Source organism: Achromobacter sp. FW305-C-13 (assembly GCF_058783475.1).
Map to the genome: position 1 here is coordinate 1,209,878 of NZ_JBYSYN010000001.1, position 19,360 is coordinate 1,229,237.

Genomic DNA, 19,360 nt, shown 5'->3' on the forward strand with positions numbered 1-19,360 from the left:
GTCGATTGCATCAAAGGCAAGGCCTGTTCCCTCCGGAAAGAAGGGAACAGGCCCAATACTGCCGCAGGGCTGCGCCACGCCGGGGGCGTGGCGACCTGGGGCTTATCAGTTGTCGAAGCCGACCTTGTCCACCAGTTCGCTGGCTTGCTTGCGGTGCTTGGCGATTTCGGTCAGGGGCAGCGGATCCACCTTCAGTTCGCCAAAGCTGGCGATCACGGGATCCAGCTTCACGCCCTTGCGGACGGGGTATTCATAGTTGGCCTGGGCATACAGCGCCTGGGCCGGTTCGGATACCAGGAAGTCCAGCAGCTTGATCGCGTTGGTCTTGTTCGGCGCGTGGGCGGCAACGGCGGCGCCGCTGACGTTCACGTGCGTGCCGCCGCTCTTCTCGTTGGCGAACGTCGGGCGGATGACCTTGATGGCGTCGCCCCACTTGCGGCCGTCGGTGCCGGGTTCGGAATTCTTCATGTGGCCGACGTAGTACGCATTGGCCAGGCCGATGTCGCAGATGCCGCCCAGGATGTCGCGCGCCACGTCACGGTCGCCGCCGGCCGCCTTGCGGGCCAGGTTGGCCTTGACGCCGCGCAGCCACTTCTCGGTGGCTTCCGCGCCGTCATGCGCAATCATCGAAGCGACCATGGCGGTGTTATAGGGGTGCTGGCCCGAACGGATGCAGACCTTACCCTTCCACTTCGGGTCGGCCAGGTCTTCGTAGCGGAAGGATTCCAGCTTCAGGTCCTTTTCCACGTACAGCACGCGGTCGCGCAGCGACAGGGCGTACCACTTGCCGTCGGCGCCGCGCAGGTTGGCGGGAATCACCGATTCCAGGGTCTGGGACTTGATCGATTGCGTTACGCCGCCGTCCACCAGATCCAGCAGGTTGCCGATGTCCACGGTCATCAGCACGTCGGCGGGCGACTTCGCGCCTTCCGCCTTGACGCGTTCCAGCAGGCCGTCCTTGACGAAGACGGTGTTGACCTTGATGCCGCTTTCCTTGGTGAAGGCATCCAGCAGCGGTTGGATCAGCTTGGGTTCCCGGGTGGTGTACAGGCTGACTTCTTCCGCGGCGTTGGCCGAGACGGTGAAGGCGGCGGCGCCGGCCAGCGCGAGGGCGCGAAGCAGCGAATTCAATTGGGGACGCTTGGTCATGTCGGGAACTCCGGCTAGGGCAGCAACGAGGAAGCCGTGAAGGGCTTTCCGTTGCTTAAAACGGTCTGCTAACGAAAACGATTATCAACTGAGACCCGGACGATAACAGGAAGCGAAACAGCATTCAACTATTCGTAAGGCATGGGTTCCAACCCTTGATCCCCATCAATACGGCATAAGGGTATTACGGAATAATGAGAGCAATTCCTATCAAGACCCTGTAGAATAGGGTCAACCCTAATATTACCTACTACGACATGGCTGCTTTCAACACTGAGCGCGTACTGAGCGTGCACCACTGGAACGACACCCTGTTTTCCTTTACCACGACGCGTGATGCGGCCTTGCGGTTCCACAACGGCCACTTCGTCATGATCGGGTTGGAAGTTGAAGGCAAGCCGCTACTGCGGGCCTACAGCATCGCCAGTGCGAACTACGAAGAAAACCTCGAATTCCTCAGCATCAAGGTGCAGAACGGTCCGCTTACGTCGCGACTGCAGCATCTGAAAGAAGGCGACACCATCCTGGTCAGCCGTAAGCCCGTGGGCACGCTGGTCGTCGACGACCTGAAGCCGGGCAAGCACCTGTTCCTGTTCGGCACCGGCACGGGCCTGGCGCCTTTCATGAGCATCATCAAAGACCCGGACATCTACGAACGCTTCGACAAGGTCATCCTGGTTCATGGCGTGCGCTGGGTCAGCGAACTGGCTTATGCTGACTTCATCGAAAAGGAACTGCCGAACAACGAGTTCTTCGGCGACGTCGTCCGCGACAAGCTCGTCTACTACCCGACCGTGACGCGTGAGCCGTTCCGCAACCAGGGCCGCATCACTGAACTGATGGAAAACGGCAAGCTCTGCGAAGACATCGGCATTCCCCAGATCAACCCCGAAACTGATCGCGCCATGATCTGCGGCAGCCCGCATATGCTGGCCGACATCAGCGCCATGCTGGACAAGCGCGGTTTCGTCGTGTCGCCGGGCGTGGGCCAGCCGGGCGATTACGTGGTGGAACGCGCTTTCGTCGACAAATAAGCCTCCGCGCTTTGTGCCGATAAAAAAACCCATCGCCCAGGCGATGGGTTTTTTGCATTCCAAGGCAGGCCCAGCTTACTCCGGCTGGATTCCGGCCTTCTTGATGATGTCGCCCCACTTCCTGGATTCGGCCTGCTGGAACGCGGCCAATTCGTCGGGCGTGGAGGTGGCCGGGTCAGTGCCGGTCTGCCCATAGAACTGCTGGGCGGGCTTGGTCTTGGTAGCGTTCACCAGCAGCCCATTCAAGCGCTTGATTACGTCGGGCGGCGTGCCGGCAGGCGCATAGGCCGCGAACCAATAACCCATCTCGTAATTCGGCACGCCGGCTTCGGCGATCGTCGGCACGTCAGGCGCCAGCGGCGAACGCGCCAGCCCGGTCACTCCCAACGCACGCAGCTTGCCGGACTTGACCTGGGGCAGGCCGGTCGCCGTGTCGGTGATCATCATGTCGATCTGGCCGCCCAGCAGGTCGGTCACGGCCAGCGGATTGCTCTTGTAGGGCACGTGCAGCAGCTGCACGCCCGCCATCTGTTGCAGCAATTCGCCCGCGATGCGGCTGCTGGAGCTGCCGCTGCCAAAACTCAGCTTGCCCGGCGACTGCTTGGCCTGGGCCAGGAAGTCGCCCACGGTCTTGGCGGACGAATTCGGATTGACCACCATGATCTGGCCGCCTTTGCCCAACAGCGAGATCGGCGCGAAGTCTTTGACGGGCTGGTACGTCAGCGACTTGTACAGGTGTTCGTTGGCGGCGTGCGTGGTGTTGGTGGTGATCAGGACCGTGTAGCCATCGGGCGCGGCGCGCGCGCCGGCGGCGGCGCCGATCATGGCGCTGGCGCCGGGCTTGTTCTCGATCACGACGGCCTGGCCGGTCTGTTCCGTGACGCCCTGGCCGATGGCGCGGCCGATCTGGTCCGTGGCGCTACCGGCTGCGAAGGGCACGATGAACGTGATGGGTTTGGCCGGAAAGCTTTGGGCCAGCGCGGTCAGGGGGAGGGCGGCCGCCAGCAGCAGGGCCAGCCGGCCCTTGGATGAAATGCGCATGTGTGTGTCTCCTGTGGTGTTTTTTTATAGGGTGGTGATGGCAGTGATCAGGCGGCCGCGGGACGGTCGCCGGGTATGTCTGGCAGCCGGCGGGCCAGGTCGGGGCTGACCTCCACCGTCAAGTCCAGCAATCGGAAAGACAGGCTCTTGCCGTGCGTGTCCAGGTTCAGCGCGTCGTTCACGCCGCCGTCCAGCACGCCTTCCAGCACGAAGTTCATGGCATGCAGGGTGGGCAGCAGATAGCGGGTGACACGGGCAGGGTGCCGGTACGCAAACCACGCGGCAACACGTGCCTCGGTGACTTGCGCCGCCAGTACCGCATAGCATTCCGGGTCCCAGGCAATCAGGCTCAGGTTGGAGATATCGCCTTTGTCGCCGGAGCGGCTGTGGCCCAGCCGGTACAACGGCACGACTTGCGTGTCGGGGTTGCGGGTCATGGGGCGATGTCCTCCAGGAAACTCCAGCCGCTGGGCACGGCTTCGCGGGAAATGGTGCAGGACACCATGTTCAGGCGCGGGCGCAACGCGGTGCGGACGCCGCCGCCGCCGGCCGGCCCGCAGGTATAAAGCGCAGTCACTTCGCGCAGGATGCGTTCAGCCTGGGCGCGGTCGGCATGTTCACCGGCAAGTCGCAGGCGCACGTCGCGCGCCTGGCCATCGGGCCGCGCGCGGCGCATTTCACCGGCGTCATCGCCCAGGATGCTGATCGCGCCGATGAGATCGGCGCGCAGCCTGAAGGCAGCGCCCAGCCGTTTCTGGACGATGTCCGCAGCAAGGCGCGCGCGGGCTTCGGCCTGCACGCCCGCGTACGAGATCTCGGCTTCGGCGAGCCAGCCGCCGCGATAGCATACGTTGACCTTGAGTTCGGACGGACGGGCGTGGCCGGTGATGCCGTGCACGGCGACGCGGTCGCCGCCCAATTCGACGACCCGGGCCTGGCTCAGGTCGGCCACGACGTCGGGCGTCAGATAGCGGGCGGGGTCATGCACTTCGTACAGCAATTGCTCTTTGACGGTGCGGGCGTCCACCGCGCCGCCGGTGCCGGCGGCCTTGCCGATAATGAATTCGCCGTCCGCATGGATTTCGGCGATGGGGAATCCCGCCGCGTGCACGTCGGGCACCTCTTTCAGGCCAGGCACGCAGAAATAGCCGCCCGTGACCTGCAATCCGCATTCCAGCATGTGGCCCGCCATGGTGGCGCGGCCCAGGCGGGGCCAGTCAGCCGCATCCCAGCCAAAGTGCGCCATTGCCGGTCCCAGTGTCAGGGAGGGGTCCGCCACGCGGCCTGCCACGACGATCTGCGCGCCGGCGGCCAGGGCCTGCGCGATTTCCGTCGCACCCAGATAGGCCGTGGCGCTAACCACCTCTTGTCCTTCCAGCGCCGCGCCCAGGCGTTCCTGCAGCAAGGCGCGTTGCGCCGCCGTATTCAATGCGTCGCCATGCACCACCGCGATCTTCGGCACGGGCAGCCCCTGCTCGCGCGCGATTGCGGCAATGCGCCGGGCTGCCGCGGCCGGGTTTGCGGCGCCGAAATTGCTGACGATGTTGATGCCATGGCGTAGGCAATCTGCCAGCACCGGCGATACCAGTTCGTCCAGCAGCGGCTCGTAGCCGCGGCTGGGATCGTCATTGCGGGCCAATTGGGCCAACGCCAGCGTGCGCTCGGCCAGGGTTTCGAAAATCAGCGTGCCGCCGCCCTGGGCGGCCAGCGTGCGCACCACCGCGGCGGCGCCGTCGCTGCGGTCGCCGGAGAAGCCGGAGGCGCAGCCGATAAGCAGGGGAGATTGAGGCATAAAGGGTCCAGTCGGCCTTGAGGGCTGTCCGGGCCACTATAGGCATACGAGGTTCATCAGTAAAATAGAAAGATCGGATGAATTGATAGAAGAAACCCATGAATCTATCTGCCCGGCAATTGCGCGCCTTCGTGGCCCTGGCCGACGAGCGGCACTTCACCCGCGCCGCCCAGCGCTGCCACCTGACGCAGCCGGCTTTCAGCGCATTGATCCGTTCACTGGAAGACGCAGCCGGCCTGCGGCTCTTCGACCGCAACACGCGGCACGTGGAGTTGACGGCTGAGGGCAGGGTGCTGGATGCCTCGGCGCGCCGCCTGCTGGCGGACATGGATCTGGTCATGGACGACCTGCGCGACCACGCCGCGCGCCGCCGCGGCCACGTGGCGCTGGCAGCGCTGCCCTCATTGGCCGCCGGCTGGCTGCCAGGCTTGCTGGCGCGCTTCAGCCAGGCGCACCCGGGCATCGTGCTGGACTTGCGCGATGCGCTGCTGGACCCCTGCCTGGACATGGTGCAAAGCGGTCAGGTCGACTTTGCCGTGGCGTCCCGCCGGCCGGACATGACGGACCTGGACAGCGAATTCCTGCACGCCGACCGCTATTTCCTGGTGTGCCGGGCAGATCATCCTTTGGCAGCGCAAAGCCCAGTCCGCCTGCGCGACATCGTGCGTTATCCCGTCATTCAACTTGCGCGGGGCAGCAGTGTGCGCAAACATCTGGACGAGGCGCTTGGCGCCGACGCGCCGCTGCCCGTGTTCGAAGTTGAGCACCTGGCCACCGTGACCGGGCTGGTCCGGGCCGGCTTGGGCGTGTCGGTCGTGCCCGCCATGACGCTTTTTCATTTCCGCAGCGATGACCTGCGTGTGGTGCCGCTTGCCGGACGCGCCCTGACGCGGCCGCTCTACCTGGTGCAACGCAAAGGCCGCAGCCTCTCGGTAGCGGCCCAGGCGCTATACGAACTGCTGATCGCGCATCGGGGCGATATCGGCGGCGCAGGGCATCAGGCAGACTCGTAGCACCCGGGAAGTGACATCCCTGCGTCATCCGGGCACTTTCGCAAAAGTCTATTGCTGTTTAAACTCCGATAGTTGTAGCTTCTATCCGTCACCTGAAGGATTCCGCCCATGAGCAAGCAAATCATCCATACCGACGCCGCGCCCGCCGCCGTTGGCCCTTACTCGCAAGCGGTTGCCGTTAGCGGCACCAAGACTGTCTACCTCTCGGGCCAGATCGGCCTGGAGCCGGGCACCGGCGATCTGGTCTCCGAAAACTTCGACGCCCAGGTGCGCCAGGCGTTCGCCAACATGCAAGCCGTGATCACCGCCGCCGGCGGCACGCTGGACAACGTCGTCAAACTCACCCTGTTCCTGACCGACCTGGGCAAGTTCACCGCCGCCAACTCCATCATGGCCGAACTCATTCCGCAGCCGTTCCCGGCGCGTTCGACCATCGGCGTGGCCAGCCTGCCCAAGGGCGCGCAGTTCGAAGTCGAAGCCATCCTCGTCCTGTAAGGCATACCCGGACTTTTTGACACCAGGGGTTCGTTCCTTCATGCCGGCCGCGGCCGTGGCTTCCAAGCGACCCGGCGCCGATAACAAAGGCGCCGGGAAACCGTTGACGGATACAGAGCGCAAGCTCCGTAACCTGGGTTTGGTGCTGCCCGAGGACTTCGTGCTGCACCTGCCGTTGCGCTACGAGGACGAAACCCGCGTCATTCCAATCAGTTCCTTGCGCCCCGGCTTTTCCGGCCAGGTCGAAGGCGAGATCACCAAATCCGAGGTGCTGTACCGGCCTCGGCGCCAACTCACCGCCACGCTGGTGGATGAAACCGGCGAACTCCAATTGCGTTGGCTGAATTTCTATCCCAGCCAGCAGAAGCAGATCACCGTGGGCAAGCGCTTGCGCGCCCGCGGCGAAGTCCGTACCAACATGTTCGGCCGCCAGATGGTGCACCCCCGCATGACCAATGCGGATGCCCCATTGCCCACGGCGCTGACCCCTGTCTATCCAACGACAGAGGGGCTGCCCCAGCTGACCCTGCGTCGCGCCATCGCGCAAGCGCTGGACCGCGCCGACCTGTCCGATACCTTGCCGGACGAAGCGCGCCAGCGCTATGACCTGCCGCCCTTCGAACCCGCCATTCGCGCATTGCACACGCCCGCCCAGGGCGAGTCCGAGCAGGCGCTGCTGGACCGCGTGCATCCAGCCTGGCGTCGGATCAAGTTCGATGAGTTGCTGGCCCAGCAGTTGTCACTGGCGGCCGCCCGTGCGGCGCGCCGTGTGAAAGAAGCTGAATCGCTGCCTGCGCGTAACGAGCCGGGTGGCCTGGTGGCCAAGCTCTACGCCAAGCTGCCATTCAAACTGACCGCCGCGCAGGAACGCGTGGTGCAGGAAATCTCGGCGGATCTGGCCAAGCCCTATCCCATGCACCGCCTGCTGCAAGGGGATGTGGGCAGCGGCAAGACCGTCGTCGCGGCTATCGCGGCAGCGCAAGCGATCGCCAGTGGCGCGCAGGTGGCGTTGATGGCGCCCACTGAAATCCTGGCGGAACAGCACTTCCAGAAGCTGGTGTCTTGGTTACAGCCGCTAGGCGTGAACGTCGCTTGGTTAAGCGGCAGCCTCACCGCCAAAGCCCGCCGCGAGGCCGCCGCGGCCGCCGCCGACGGCAGCGTGCAACTGGTCGTCGGTACGCAGGCGCTGATCCAGGATCACGTCGAGTTCCATCGCCTGGGCCTGTCGATCGTTGACGAGCAACACCGTTTCGGCGTCGGCCAACGCCTGGCGCTGACCAAAAAGGGCGAAACCGTCCGCGGCAGCATCGTGCCGCATCAGCTGAACATGAGCGCCACGCCCATTCCGCGCACGCTTGCCATGACATTCTTCGCCGACCTGGACGTGTCCGTCATCGACGAACTGCCGCCTGGCCGCACGCCGGTGCTGACCAAGCTGGTTTCCGACGCGCGGCGCGAAGAAGTCATCGCCCACGTGGCCCAGGCCGCGCGGGGTGGTCAGCAGGTTTATTGGGTCTGTCCGCTGGTCGAAGAAAGCGAAGCGCTGGAGTTGCAGACGGCGGTGGACACCTACGAAGCCATGCGGGTTGATCTGCCCGACTTGCGAATCGGCATGGTTCATGGCCGCTTGCCGCAAGCCGAAAAAGCCGCCGTCATGCAGGCATTCCGCGAAGGCGAGGTAGACCTGCTGGTGGCCACCACCGTCATCGAAGTCGGCGTTGACGTGCCCAACGCATCGTTGATGGTCATCGAACACGCCGAACGCTTCGGTCTGGCTCAGCTGCATCAGTTGCGCGGCCGGGTAGGGCGCGGCACCGCCGAATCGGTCTGCGTGCTGCTCTATCAAACGCCCCTGTCCCAGATCGCGCGCGAACGCCTGCGCGCCATGTTCGAGACGTCGGACGGCTTTGAAATTGCCCGTCGCGACCTGGAACAACGCGGCCCGGGCGAATTCCTGGGCACGCGCCAGTCGGGCATGGCGCTGCTGCGCTTTGCCGACCTGGAAACCGATGCCGCCATCGCCGAAGATGCGCGCGATGCCGCGGTATGGCTGCGCGCCGAGCATCCCGATGCCGTCGAAGCGCACCTGGCGCGCTGGATGCGCGGCCGCGAAGACTTCCTGCGGACGTGACGCCATGCGGCCCGTTCCTAACCTGAATCTTTCAAGCGCCGGCCGCAAGGCCCGCGCGCAACCCCCGGGGGCGTAGTCCACCATGACTCTCACCGAACTCAAGTACATCGTCGCCGTCGCGCGCGAACGGCATTTCGGCCGGGCGGCCGAGGCCTGTTTCGTCAGCCAGCCGACGCTGTCCGTCGCGATACGCAAGCTGGAAGACGAACTGGGCGTGACGCTGTTCGAACGCGGCGGCGCCGAGGTCGGCGTGACGCCGATCGGCCAGCGCATCGTCGCGCAGGCGCAGAAAGTGCTTGAAGAAAGCGCCAGCATCAAGGAAATCGCACGGCAGGGGCACGACCCGCTGGCCGGCCCCTTGCGCGTGGGTGTGATCCACACCATTGGCCCCTATCTGCTGCCCAAGCTGGTGCCGGTGCAGATCGGCCGCACGCCGCAGATGCCGCTGCTGCTGCAGGAAAACTTCACGGTGCGCCTCGTGGAGCTGCTGCGCCAGGGCGAGATAGATTGCGCCATCATGGCGTTGCCGCTGCCCGAAGCCGGCCTCGTCATGCAGCCCCTCTATGACGAGCCCTTCATCGTCGCAGTGCCCAACGACCACGAACTGGCCCAGCGCAAATCCATCGATGCCCAGGACCTGAAGCAGCAGACCATGCTGCTCTTGGGCAGCGGACACTGTTTCCGCGATCAGGTACTGGAAGTCTGCCCCGAACTTTCCCGGTTCTCGGCCGCCAGCGACGGCATCCAGCGCACCTTCGAAGGTTCATCGCTGGAAACCATCCGCCATATGGTCGCAGCCGGCATCGGCGTCACCGTACTGCCGATCACGGCCGTGCCCGAACATCCGCCCAGCAACAGCCTGCTGCGCTACCTGCCATTCGACGGCCACGTGCCCGAGCGCCGCGTGGTGCTGGCCTGGCGCCGCAGCTTCCCCCGCCTGGCCGCGATCGAAGCCTTGGCGCAGGCCGTCTATGAATGCGAGCTGCCTGGCGTGAAGATGCTGACCGACGAGGCAGCCGCGATCCAGGACTGATATTGCAAGGGCTGGCGCGACGCGACGGAAAGGTCTTTTGAGCCGCGTCAAACCGGCGTCGCGCAACCCCTTGCTTCGTGCTTGTCTTGAGTCAATCCGTAGTGTTTGCAGTGGTATCCTTAATTCGTACTTATCCCATAGGAGCTAGCAATGGCCAAGTCCACCAAGAAGACCCCGAGCGTTCCGCGCATCAACATCGGCATTTCGGACAAGGACCGCGCCGCCGTCGCCGGTGAATTGTCCAAGCTGCTGGCCGACTCGTACACGCTGTACCTGATGACGCACAACTTCCACTGGAACGTCACGGGGCCGATGTTCAATACGCTGCACCTGATGTTCATGACGCAGTACACGGAAGAGTGGAACGCGCTGGACAGCATCGCCGAACGCATCCGCGCGCTGGGCCATTACGCGCCGGGCACTTACCGCGAATACTCCAAGCTGTCGTCGATTGCCGAGCCCGAGTCGGTGCCGGAAGCGCTGGAAATGGTCCGACTTTTGGTCAGCGCCAACGAATCCGTCGCCAAGACCGCCCGCGCCGCCTTCGAAAAGGCCGACGCCGCCAACGACCAGCCCACGGCCGACCTGCTGACGCAGCGCCTGGACGTGCATGAGAAGAACGCCTGGATGCTGCGCAGCTTGCTGCAGTAACGACTGATCTATCCAGCGCCGTCGCGGCGTTGGCTTACAATGCCCGGTCGTCCCCATCCGGGGGGCGCAATCGGATCATTGTGAAATCGGACAATGGCCGCCTCAGGGCGGCCTTGTCCGTTATGCACCGTGCCAAAAACCACGCCACAGACAAAACCTTCTGCGACCCTCTCTACATACGCCGCCCGAGTGCTGCGTTGGCTGTGCGCGCCGATCTGGTTGCTGGCGCTTGCGACCGAGGCCAAATCGTTCAAGGACAATCCCATCATCGGCAGTGCATTCCTCAATAAGAGGGGGCTGCATGTTGTCCGCGTGAGGCTGGCCCACCGCCTGGCGGCGTTCCGCCGTCGGCGTCTGGCGTGCGGAATAAGCCATCAAGATCGCGCAGATTTTGATCGCGACGGGTATATCCTCAAGCAGGATTTTTTAGCTCCATCTGTATTCGAAGCTGTTGCGCAGGAGATCTTCAACCTGAATGGCGACAGCAGGGAGATGATGCAGGGCGACTCGATCACCCGCCGCGTCTCTCTGGACGCGGATACGCTTAGGCACATGCCGGCGACCCGAGCGGTCCTTGGGGGCGAACAGTGGCTGGGGTTGCTCAGCTATGCCAGTTCGTTCCGCTGCCATCCCATGAACTACTTGCAGACGATCATGACTCGAGTCCGCAAGGCGTCGGACGATCCGCAGATGCAGCTGCATTCCGACACGTTTCATCCCACCGTGAAGGCCTGGTTGTTTCTGACCGATGTGGAGCAGGGCGACGGCCCGTTCGTCTATGTGCCGGGGTCGCATCGTGTCAATCGCCGCCGTCTGGCCTGGTTGCGCCGTCAGTCCATGCACGCGCAGTCGCTGGACCGCCTGAGCGCCCGCGGGTCGCTGCGGGTTTCGCAAGATGCGCTACGGCGGATGGGCTACGCGGAGCCGCGCACCTTTTCAGTCAAGCGGAACACACTGGTGGTCGCCGACACGTCAGGCTTTCACTCCCGAGGCCCAAGCAATCATCCCGCTACGCGAATCGAAATCTGGGGCTATGGCCGTCGCAATCCCTTTTTGCCTTGGACCGGCTGGGATATCCAGGGATTGCCGGGCTTGAAGGGTAGATTCGTGCCCTTGTATTGGCGCGTTCGGGATTTGGGAGAGGCTCTTGGTTTACGGCGAAACCCGTGGCGGCGTGTCCCGAAAAATAAGGTAGAACCATGAACAGCACTAAAAGCATGCAGCCCGGTTTGCCCCGCTGCGTGCTCATTACCGGCGCAACGGGTGGCATCGGCGGAGCGCTGGCGCTGGAGTATGCGGCTGCAGGAACAAAGACTTTGATTCTGCAAGGCCGAAAATCGACGCGTTTGCAGGAGTTGGACGAGGCATGCACAGCGCTCGGAGCGCGCGTCGTTACGCAAGAACTTGATGTCCGCGAGCATGACGCGCTGGTCGGCTGGCTGACTTCCGTAAGTGATCTGGAAATGCCCGAGCTCGTGATCGCCAATGCAGGCGTCAACATCAACACCGGCCCCCAGCATCAGGGCGAAGACTGGCAAGACGTGCAACGGCTGCTGGACGTCAACATCAAGGCTGTCTTCGCGACAGTGGAAGGCGTATTGCCAGGGATGCGCAAGCGCGGGTATGGGCAGATCGCGTTGATCAGTTCGTTAGCGGCGTGGCGTGGCCTACCGGAGACCCCAAGCTACAGCGCCAGCAAGGCGGCCGTGAAGGTGTACGGCGAGGCCATGCGGGATGCCATGGCCGACCAGGGAATCAAGTTCAACGTAGTGATGCCGGGCTATGTCGAGTCGCAAATGTGTGCGGCTATGCCTGGCCCCAAACCTTTTCTGTGGAAGTCCGAAAAAGCCGCGCGTGTTATCCGCCGTGGCCTGGCGGCCAATCGGGCGCGCATCAGCTTCCCGTTTCCGCTGAATCTTGGATGCTTCCTGTTGTCTGTGATTCATCCTGCAGTGTCGGGGTGGATCCTGAAGAGGCTTGGCTACGGTGATTGAGGCGTTTTGGATTCCTCTGCTGCCGCCGTATTTGATCGGCTTGGCGTTGTCATTTGTGGTCGAAGCCTTGCTCACGCCGCGGCCAGTGGCGCCTTGGCGGCGGCCGGTTGCTGCGGTGACGGTGCATCTGGGGGTTTGGACGCTTGCATTTGCGCTGGAGCTGGCGCTGTTCAGGCGGCCGTATTTTGGCATCGTAAATGTGTTGGCCGTTCAATTGTTGCTCGTGTTGGTGAATAACGCGAAATACCACGCGTTGCGGGAACCTTTTGTCTATCCGGATTTTGAGTACTTTTTGGATGCGCTCCGGCATCCCCGCTTGTACCTGCCATTCTTTGGGATTGGCCGCGCGTTTGCCGCTGGAGGCGGGTACGGCGTCGCGCTGGCAGCAGGTCTGATGCTGGAAGATTCCGTGACGGCAGGAGCCGGGGTGTGGCTTGTGTCGTTCGCGGAACTACCGCAGGAGCACATGTTTGATCCGACTGCGCCGGCGGCACTGTTCTTTGCGCACACCTTCGGATTGGCACTGGCGGGATTGGCGATCGCAGTCTTGGCGGGCCGGGGTGTTCGTATCACCTTCCAAACGGTCCCAGAACTGCGCTCGTTGGGAATAATCGCTTTTCTATGGGCCTACGGTCGCAGCGAAAAGCAGGCTTGTGCATTCCAGCGCGACTTCGCTCCATTTAGCAGGGTCGAACCTCCCAATGTCCTGCCCGCGACACTGCCTAATCTGGTCGCCATTCAAAGCGAGTCGTTCTTCGACGCAAGGCGCATTTACCCAGGGCTAGTGAAACAGGACGTTCTTGCGAACTTTGATGTGCTGAAGGCGGAGGCGCTTGAGCACGGCCAGCTAAAAGTGCCAGCTTGGGGGGCCAATACGGTACGGACGGAATTCGCATTCCTTTCGGGTATGAATGCCGACACCTTAGGTGTGCATCAGTACAACCCCTACCGCAAGTTGGCTATGGAAGGCTTCGCTACGATTGCCTCCTATCTGAGATCGCTTGGATACCGCACAATTTGCGTCCATCCCTATCATCGGACTTTCTATCAGCGCGATAAGGTCTTACCGCAATTGGGATTCGACGAATTCGTTGGCATCGAGGATTTCGAAGGTGCACCGCGCAGTGGCCCCTATGTTGGAGACATCGCACTGGGTGAGAAGGTGATCCAGCTCCTGCGGCAAGCTTCCTCTACGGGGCCCTTATACGTGCACGTGATCACGATGGAAAATCACGGGCCCTTGCATTGGGAATCAGTTGTCAGTACGGATGCCTTAGGCGTCTTGAAGGGTGCATTGCCTGAAGGTTGCGAAGACTTGGTGGCGTATGCCAGACATCTACGCAATGCAGATGCAATGTTTGGGGCTTTGCGGCAGGAACTGAAAGGCGCAGAGCGTCCTGCTTCGCTATGCGTCTTCGGGGACCATGTGCCGATCATGCCGAGTGTGTACCAGCGGCTTGGAGAGTCGGATGGGGCCACAGACTATGTGATATGGAGATCTGATAGCCCTTGCCGCAGCGTGCCGAAGAACAAGGACGTCGAATCACTCGCTGAGGCCTTCCTCAAGGGAGCCGGACTAGTGCCATGACACTATTAGCGGATGTGTGACAGATTCCGCTTAGATTGCGCAATGATAGATACATAAAGACATAAAATGAATGATTTTATGCATTCCTAGGCTGGCTGTGCAACAGACGCTTGTCTATTTGCAAGTACAATCTTGGCGCTCAGCAGAAAGGACCACCGAAGCGGGCAAGTCGCTACAAAATTAGTGCAGTTTATGCATTTATTTGTATGGTTTAAAAATATTAGATGACAAATTTACAAAAAATGAAGTCGAAGCGCTTGATGGTTTGGCTTGTTGGCGTTCCGATGATTTTGGCCCTGGTCTATTACAGCCTATTAGCGTTGGACAGATACGTCAGTACTGCTCAAGTCGCCGTGCGGCAGGTGGGCAATAACGAGACGCCGCAAATGCCCGGGTTGGCCGTCATGTTGAGCGGACTTAACCCGACTTCCCGCGAGGAGACTTTGTATCTTCGCGAGTTTTTAACTTCTCAGGACATGCTGAATGTTTTGCAGCAGAAGCTGGATTGGTCCACGCATTACGCGGGCAGGTGGCAGGATCCCTTCTACTGGCTGTCCAACAATGCCCAGCGGGAAGATCTGCTTGAGTACTACAGACGCATCGTCTCCGCGCATTTCGACGAACAGACAGGCCTCTTGAGCGTGAGCGTTCAAGCGTTCGATCCCCGGTTCGCCGAAGAAGTGCTGAAAATCATGCTGGGCGAGAGCGAGCGCTTCGTTAACGAGTTGTCGCACCGCATGGCGCGCGAGCAGATGGCATTTGCGCAAAGCGAGCTTGCCAAAGCGCGGACCGTTTACGAGGATCGCCGCGAAGACATGCTGAAATTCCAAAGCACGAATAACCTACTTGATGCCGAAGCGACCGCGAAAGCCCGTGCTGAAATCATTGCTGAACTCGAGGCCAATTTGACCAAAGAGCGGACCACGCTTAAGGGCCTGTCCGGTACATTGAACGCCGATACCCCGCAAATCCGCCAACAGCGTAATCGCATTAGTGCGCTTGAGCAGCAATTGGCTTCTGAGATTCAAAGGCTCGTATCCCAAAAGGGAGGAGACAAGCTGAATGTCGTCGCTTCTCGATACCGGAATTTGACGATTGACGCCGCCATTGCGGAAGAGGCATATAAGTTCGCCGTTAGTTCGGTAGAGTCGGCTCGCATCGAAGCGAGCAAGAAGCTCCGGAGTCTTGTAACGGTTGTCTCGCCTAATCTTCCTGATCGGGCTACATATCCAGATCGCATATACAACTTGGTCACACTGCTCATTGCATTGATGCTGTTCTATGGCATCGCTCGGTTTGTGATTGCCACGATCGAAGATCATCGAGACTAATTGGGCGCCGTATCATTATGAAAGTCGTGTCTTACAGATTTTTCTTGCGCACATCTGCGCTTTGTCTGCCGCTGTTGTTGGCCGGGTGTGGGAGTTTGCTTTCATCGGCCGGTCCGTCGCGCTTCGCTGTGATGAATAACCAAGATTCGCAGAACTATATGCTGATCGACCTTAGCGCCCAGACGATCGCGCCATATATGCGTCCGCCTGAAGTTGAGCCGGACGTGTCTGTGGCGCTGCCTACTGTGCCTGAGGTGCGGTTGGTGCCTGGTGACGTTATACGAGTGATGATTTCGGACAGCGCCGCTGAAGGGGCGATGTTCGCGTCTTTGGCGGTAGGTGGAACTACTTTCGACAACATCCGGATCGATAGTCAAGGCACGATCTCGCTTCCCTATGTTGGAAGAGAGCGTGTGGCGGGCAAGAGCCCAGCAGAAGTCGAAACCTTGATTCGAAAAAAGCTCAAGGGCATCACTAGCGACCCCCAGGTACAGGTATCTTTGACCGGCGATCTGTCGGGATCAGTGCTCGTTGCGGGGGCTGTAAAGGCACCGGGGCGTTTCTCCGCCTTGCAAGGACCATTAACATTGCTTGATGCGATCAATAGAGCAGGAGGACCGCTGCTTGAACCACATCTGATTCGCGTCGTAGTGCGTACTGGCGACAAGTCATACCAATTCAACTATCAGGATTTGTTGTCTGGTAAGAATCAAGTCGTACCACCCGGTGCGGAAGTGGTGCTTGAGCGTGCACGCAAGCGGTTTGTAGCCATGGGGGCCGTCGGCGACCCGGGCCTACACGACCTTCCCTCAAATAGTCCCAGTTTGCTGGAAGTGCTGGGAAGCGTAAAAGGCTTGAGCGAGGCGAAAGCCGATGCCGCGGGAGTTTTTGTCTTTCGACTGATTGACGATAAAGATCCTGACACAGGAGAAGTCAAGCCTAAAGCGCAGGTTTTCCGCTTGAATCTAAAGGAGCCGGCGTCGATGTTTTTGGCTCGTCAATTCCTGGTGCAACCCGAAGATGCTATCTATGTGACGAATGCTGCGGTGTATGAATGGCAAAAAATTATTTCGCCAATCGTACAGGTCCTAGTGCTGGGTCGCACCATAGAAAATCTTTGAGTTCTTAGTATGCAAGCCAAGAGATCTGCCCTGGTCATCGTCAGAGCTGTACTGTTTGCGCTGATGCTCCGCGAAATTCGCGGAAAATTTGGTGCCAACCGACTCGGAGCGTTTTGGTTTCTTTTTGAGCCGTTAGGGCAACTTGTACTGATGTTGGCTATTTTCAGTCTCATCAGGGCGCCGATTATACACGGAGTACCGCTTTTACTCTTTCTTGTGAATGGCATAGTGCCGTTTGTCTTATTTAAAAATATCTCGCTTACTGGGATGCAAGCCGTCAACGCAAATCGCGGGCTGTTCGCGTACCGCCAGATCCAAGCGATCGACATGATTTCTGCTAGGGCACTGGTTGAATTCACTTTAATCGCCGTGGTGTACTGCTTGATTATTTTTTCGTTAAGCATGTGGACAGATCTTTCGGTGGGATTTTCCCATCCTTTGCGTTGGGTATTGGCCCTGCTGATCGGAATATCGCTGTCTTATTCTCTGGCTATTTTGTTTTGCATATTTATCGCCTATTTTCCTGAGTTGGCAAATCTCATCAGGATGGCCTATTTGCCGCTGTATTTGATTTCTGGGATCATATTTCCCGTAGCTGCATTGCCCGACCGGTTTATTTCCCATTTGCTATGGAATCCCTATTTGCATTTAATTGAAATAATGCGCGGAACAAGCATCCCGTATTACGAGGTCCTGCGGCAGGTGAGTTTGGCTTACCCCGCGGCAGTTGCGCTTGTCGCGTTGTTTCTTGCCTTGGCCGCATATCGCGTGTCGAAGGAACGATTGGTGGCCGTATGATTATCGTGGATAGGCTCACTAAATCTTTCCGAACGACAAAGGATCGACTCTACGCCTTTCGCAACCTTAGCTTTGCGATTCCCTCCGGAAGAAATGTCGCCATTTTGGGGAAGAACGGAGCGGGAAAGTCGACTCTTTTACGGTTACTTGCAGGTCAAGATACTCCGGATAGTGGGAAGATCATGACAAGTAAACGGATATCGTTTCCGGTTGGATTGTCAGGAGGTTTTCAGGGTTCACTGACGGGCAGGGAAAATGCGAAGTTTGTTGCAAGAGTAATGGGTGCCGAAGGAGAGCATTTTCAGAATGTGGTTAAGTACGTTGAGGATTTTGCCGAAATTGGTATCTATTTTGACCGGCCAGTCAATACCTATTCCTCCGGCATGCGAGGGCGGCTTGCATTTGGAATGAGTTTCGCATTCGATTTTGACTATTATTTGGTAGATGAGGCGCTATCGGTTGGTGATAGCAGTTTCAAGAGAAAAGCGGAAGAAGAATTCAAAAGAAAAATCGGCGCTGCTTCCATGATCATGGTCACGCATAGTGCAAGTCAGGCACGTAGCTTTTGTGATATGGCCATTGTTCTAAAAGATGGTGTGGCTCATAGTTTTGATGATATGCAAGAAGGCTTGGACTTTTATCAGAAGTTGTAAGTCCAAATTATTTAATTGGCAGGCAAGTTTTAAAATTTAATAGGACCAGAAATGGCTAACGATATTATTCCGGTCGTTTTATGTGGCGGGGCGGGGACAAGGCTCTGGCCGCTTTCTCGTACCGGTTTTCCGAAGCAGTTCCTGGTTTTTGACGGTACGACAAGCTTGTTTCAGAATGCCGTTCAACGTATAAATGATGCGTTGGGTGATAAGGAAAATATTGCTCGAACGCTTGTCGTTACGAACGAAGAGCACCGCTTCCTGATGCTCGATCAACTTAGAGAACTGCCGCTCCGACGTGTGGATGTGATCCTCGAGCCGGTCGGAAAAAATACTGCGCCGGCCATGACGCTCGCCGCACTTGAAGCCGTTTGTGGGGGAGGGGATCCCGTCCTGGTAGTAACTCCTGCAGATCAGTCGATTACTGATGAGGCCGCCTATGGAGAGGCCCTGCGTATGGCAGTGGCCACGGCCGAAAAGGGGGGCTTCGTCGTCTTGGGTATTGAGCCTACACATGCAGAAACTGGCTATGGCTACATCAGGCATGACACTTCCATCAATGAAGATGGCGTAAGCAAGGTGCTCGCGTTTGCCGAGAAGCCCGATTCTTGCACTGCAACGGAGTATTTGAAGTCAGGCGACTATCTCTGGAATGCAGGAATGTTTGTCGTACGCGCCAGTGTATGGTTGGAGGCGCTGAAGACTTTCAGAAACGACATTTTTATGACGACTGCTGCGGCGTGGGAAAAAAAGCAATGCGAAGGTAGTTTTCTTCGCCCTCATCGCGAGCTTTTCACGAGTGTGCCAGCGGAGTCCATTGACTATGCTGTCGTCGAAAATTGTGCCGGATCAGAATTCGAGATCTCGGTCGTGAAGTTGAGCGCAGGTTGGAGCGATCTAGGTGCTTGGGACGCGGTATGGGATGTCGCTGCAAAGGATGATAATGAGAATGTTATTAAAGGCAATGCAATTGTCTTGGCTTCGAGAAATAGTTATGTGCATGCCAGCTCGCGTTTGATTGCGCTTTTAGGGGTCGACGACGTAGTCGTTGTCGATACGCCTGATGCATTGCTCGTCGCGAGTCGTGACCGGGCTCAGGAAGTAAAGGAAATCGTCGCGCAGTTGAAAGCCAAGGGCAGTGCCGCACACGAAGTTCATAGAAAAGTGCATAGGCCCTGGGGTTGGTACGATGAAATTGAACAGGGCGATCGATTTAAGGTGAAGCGAATCATGGTCAAGTCCGGCGCAAGTTTAAGTTTGCAAATGCACCATCATCGAGCTGAGCATTGGGTCATCGTCAAAGGTACTGCCGAGATTACATGTGGCGAGCGCATTTTTCTTCTTACCGAGAACCAGTCCACCTTCATCCCTCTCGGCGAAAAGCATCGATTGCACAATCCGGGAGCAATTCCTCTGGAAATGATTGAAGTTCAATCTGGCACTTATCTGGGTGAGGACGACATCGTTCGCTATTCAGATAATTACGGCCGTGGATGAATGCTAAAGTATTTGCTAGATATCCGCCAGTTTTATACA

The 19,360-nt window shown here is 59.4% G+C and carries 18 protein-coding genes; 14 read left to right on the forward strand and 4 right to left on the reverse strand.

Features of this window, described 5'->3' with window-relative positions:
* Positions 1–105: 105 nt before the first annotated feature.
* Positions 106–1,149, reverse strand: coding sequence for a Fe(3+) ABC transporter substrate-binding protein (locus AC3WMU_RS05440; protein ID WP_006222212.1), 1,044 nt, complete (start codon positions 1,147–1,149; stop codon positions 106–108).
* Between the two features lie 257 nt (positions 1,150–1,406).
* Here AC3WMU_RS05440 and AC3WMU_RS05445 point away from each other — a divergent pair, with 257 nt between their 5' ends.
* Positions 1,407–2,183 carry a ferredoxin--NADP reductase gene (locus AC3WMU_RS05445; protein WP_006222211.1) on the forward strand — a complete coding sequence of 259 codons (777 nt, stop codon included), beginning with the start codon at positions 1,407–1,409 and terminating at the stop codon, positions 2,181–2,183.
* A 75-nt stretch (positions 2,184–2,258) separates the two neighbouring features.
* Here AC3WMU_RS05445 and AC3WMU_RS05450 read toward each other — a convergent pair whose 3' ends face one another.
* The 3 genes from AC3WMU_RS05450 to AC3WMU_RS05460 are packed head-to-tail and all read right to left on the reverse strand — an operon-like array spanning position 2,259 to position 5,016.
* Positions 2,259–3,224 carry a Bug family tripartite tricarboxylate transporter substrate binding protein gene (locus AC3WMU_RS05450; protein ID WP_424625337.1) on the reverse strand — a complete coding sequence of 322 codons (966 nt, stop codon included), beginning with the start codon at positions 3,222–3,224 and terminating at the stop codon, positions 2,259–2,261.
* Positions 3,225–3,271: 47 nt separating this feature from the next.
* Complete coding sequence (locus AC3WMU_RS05455; RefSeq protein WP_492281954.1) at positions 3,272–3,661, reverse strand: AtuA-related protein; 390 nt, start codon at positions 3,659–3,661, stop codon at positions 3,272–3,274.
* The gene (locus tag AC3WMU_RS05460; protein WP_424625336.1) at positions 3,658–5,016 is read right to left on the reverse strand and encodes an acyclic terpene utilization AtuA family protein; all 1,359 of its coding nucleotides are present in this window, start codon (positions 5,014–5,016) and stop codon (positions 3,658–3,660) included. The genes AC3WMU_RS05455 and AC3WMU_RS05460 overlap by 4 nt, the downstream gene beginning before the upstream one ends.
* Before the next feature lie 98 nt (positions 5,017–5,114).
* Here AC3WMU_RS05460 and AC3WMU_RS05465 point away from each other — a divergent pair, with 98 nt between their 5' ends.
* From AC3WMU_RS05465 to AC3WMU_RS05525, 13 genes are all read left to right on the forward strand, one after another.
* The gene (locus AC3WMU_RS05465; protein ID WP_424625335.1) at positions 5,115–6,029 is read left to right on the forward strand and encodes a LysR family transcriptional regulator; all 915 of its coding nucleotides are present in this window, start codon (positions 5,115–5,117) and stop codon (positions 6,027–6,029) included.
* Positions 6,030–6,137: 108 nt separating this feature from the next.
* Positions 6,138–6,524, forward strand: a complete 387-nt coding sequence (locus tag AC3WMU_RS05470) for a Rid family detoxifying hydrolase (protein WP_006222206.1) — start codon at positions 6,138–6,140, stop codon at positions 6,522–6,524.
* A gap of 40 nt (positions 6,525–6,564) precedes the next feature.
* Positions 6,565–8,655, forward strand: coding sequence for an ATP-dependent DNA helicase RecG (recG, locus tag AC3WMU_RS05475; RefSeq protein WP_006222205.1), 2,091 nt, complete (start codon positions 6,565–6,567; stop codon positions 8,653–8,655).
* Positions 8,656–8,737: 82 nt separating this feature from the next.
* Positions 8,738–9,688 carry a LysR substrate-binding domain-containing protein gene (locus tag AC3WMU_RS05480; protein WP_088587325.1) on the forward strand — a complete coding sequence of 317 codons (951 nt, stop codon included), beginning with the start codon at positions 8,738–8,740 and terminating at the stop codon, positions 9,686–9,688.
* 150 nt (positions 9,689–9,838) lie between these two features.
* Entirely contained in the window at positions 9,839–10,339 is a 501-nt protein-coding gene (locus AC3WMU_RS05485) for a Dps family protein (protein ID WP_006222203.1), read from the forward strand.
* Positions 10,340–10,528: 189 nt separating this feature from the next.
* Complete coding sequence (locus tag AC3WMU_RS05490) at positions 10,529–11,542, forward strand: phytanoyl-CoA dioxygenase family protein (protein ID WP_492281955.1); 1,014 nt, start codon at positions 10,529–10,531, stop codon at positions 11,540–11,542.
* Positions 11,539–12,333, forward strand: a complete 795-nt coding sequence (locus tag AC3WMU_RS05495; RefSeq protein WP_492281956.1) for an SDR family NAD(P)-dependent oxidoreductase — start codon at positions 11,539–11,541, stop codon at positions 12,331–12,333. The genes AC3WMU_RS05490 and AC3WMU_RS05495 overlap by 4 nt, the downstream gene beginning before the upstream one ends.
* Positions 12,326–13,921 carry an LTA synthase family protein gene (locus AC3WMU_RS05500; protein WP_035212206.1) on the forward strand — a complete coding sequence of 532 codons (1,596 nt, stop codon included), beginning with the start codon at positions 12,326–12,328 and terminating at the stop codon, positions 13,919–13,921. Before AC3WMU_RS05495 ends, AC3WMU_RS05500 begins: the two co-directional genes overlap by 8 nt.
* Before the next feature lie 224 nt (positions 13,922–14,145).
* Entirely contained in the window at positions 14,146–15,252 is a 1,107-nt protein-coding gene (locus AC3WMU_RS05505) for a KpsE/RkpR family capsule polysaccharide export protein (protein ID WP_006222199.1), read from the forward strand.
* Between the two features lie 158 nt (positions 15,253–15,410).
* Positions 15,411–16,373 carry a polysaccharide biosynthesis/export family protein gene (locus AC3WMU_RS05510; protein ID WP_006222198.1) on the forward strand — a complete coding sequence of 321 codons (963 nt, stop codon included), beginning with the start codon at positions 15,411–15,413 and terminating at the stop codon, positions 16,371–16,373.
* 9 nt (positions 16,374–16,382) lie between these two features.
* On the forward strand, positions 16,383–17,171 hold the full coding sequence (locus tag AC3WMU_RS05515; RefSeq protein ID WP_006222197.1) for an ABC transporter permease: 789 nt from the start codon (positions 16,383–16,385) through the stop codon (positions 17,169–17,171).
* The gene (locus AC3WMU_RS05520) at positions 17,168–17,824 is read left to right on the forward strand and encodes an ABC transporter ATP-binding protein (RefSeq protein ID WP_035212122.1); all 657 of its coding nucleotides are present in this window, start codon (positions 17,168–17,170) and stop codon (positions 17,822–17,824) included. Before AC3WMU_RS05515 ends, AC3WMU_RS05520 begins: the two co-directional genes overlap by 4 nt.
* A 51-nt stretch (positions 17,825–17,875) precedes the next feature.
* Positions 17,876–19,321 carry a mannose-1-phosphate guanylyltransferase/mannose-6-phosphate isomerase gene (locus AC3WMU_RS05525; protein ID WP_006222195.1) on the forward strand — a complete coding sequence of 482 codons (1,446 nt, stop codon included), beginning with the start codon at positions 17,876–17,878 and terminating at the stop codon, positions 19,319–19,321.
* Positions 19,322–19,360 lie beyond the last annotated feature (39 nt).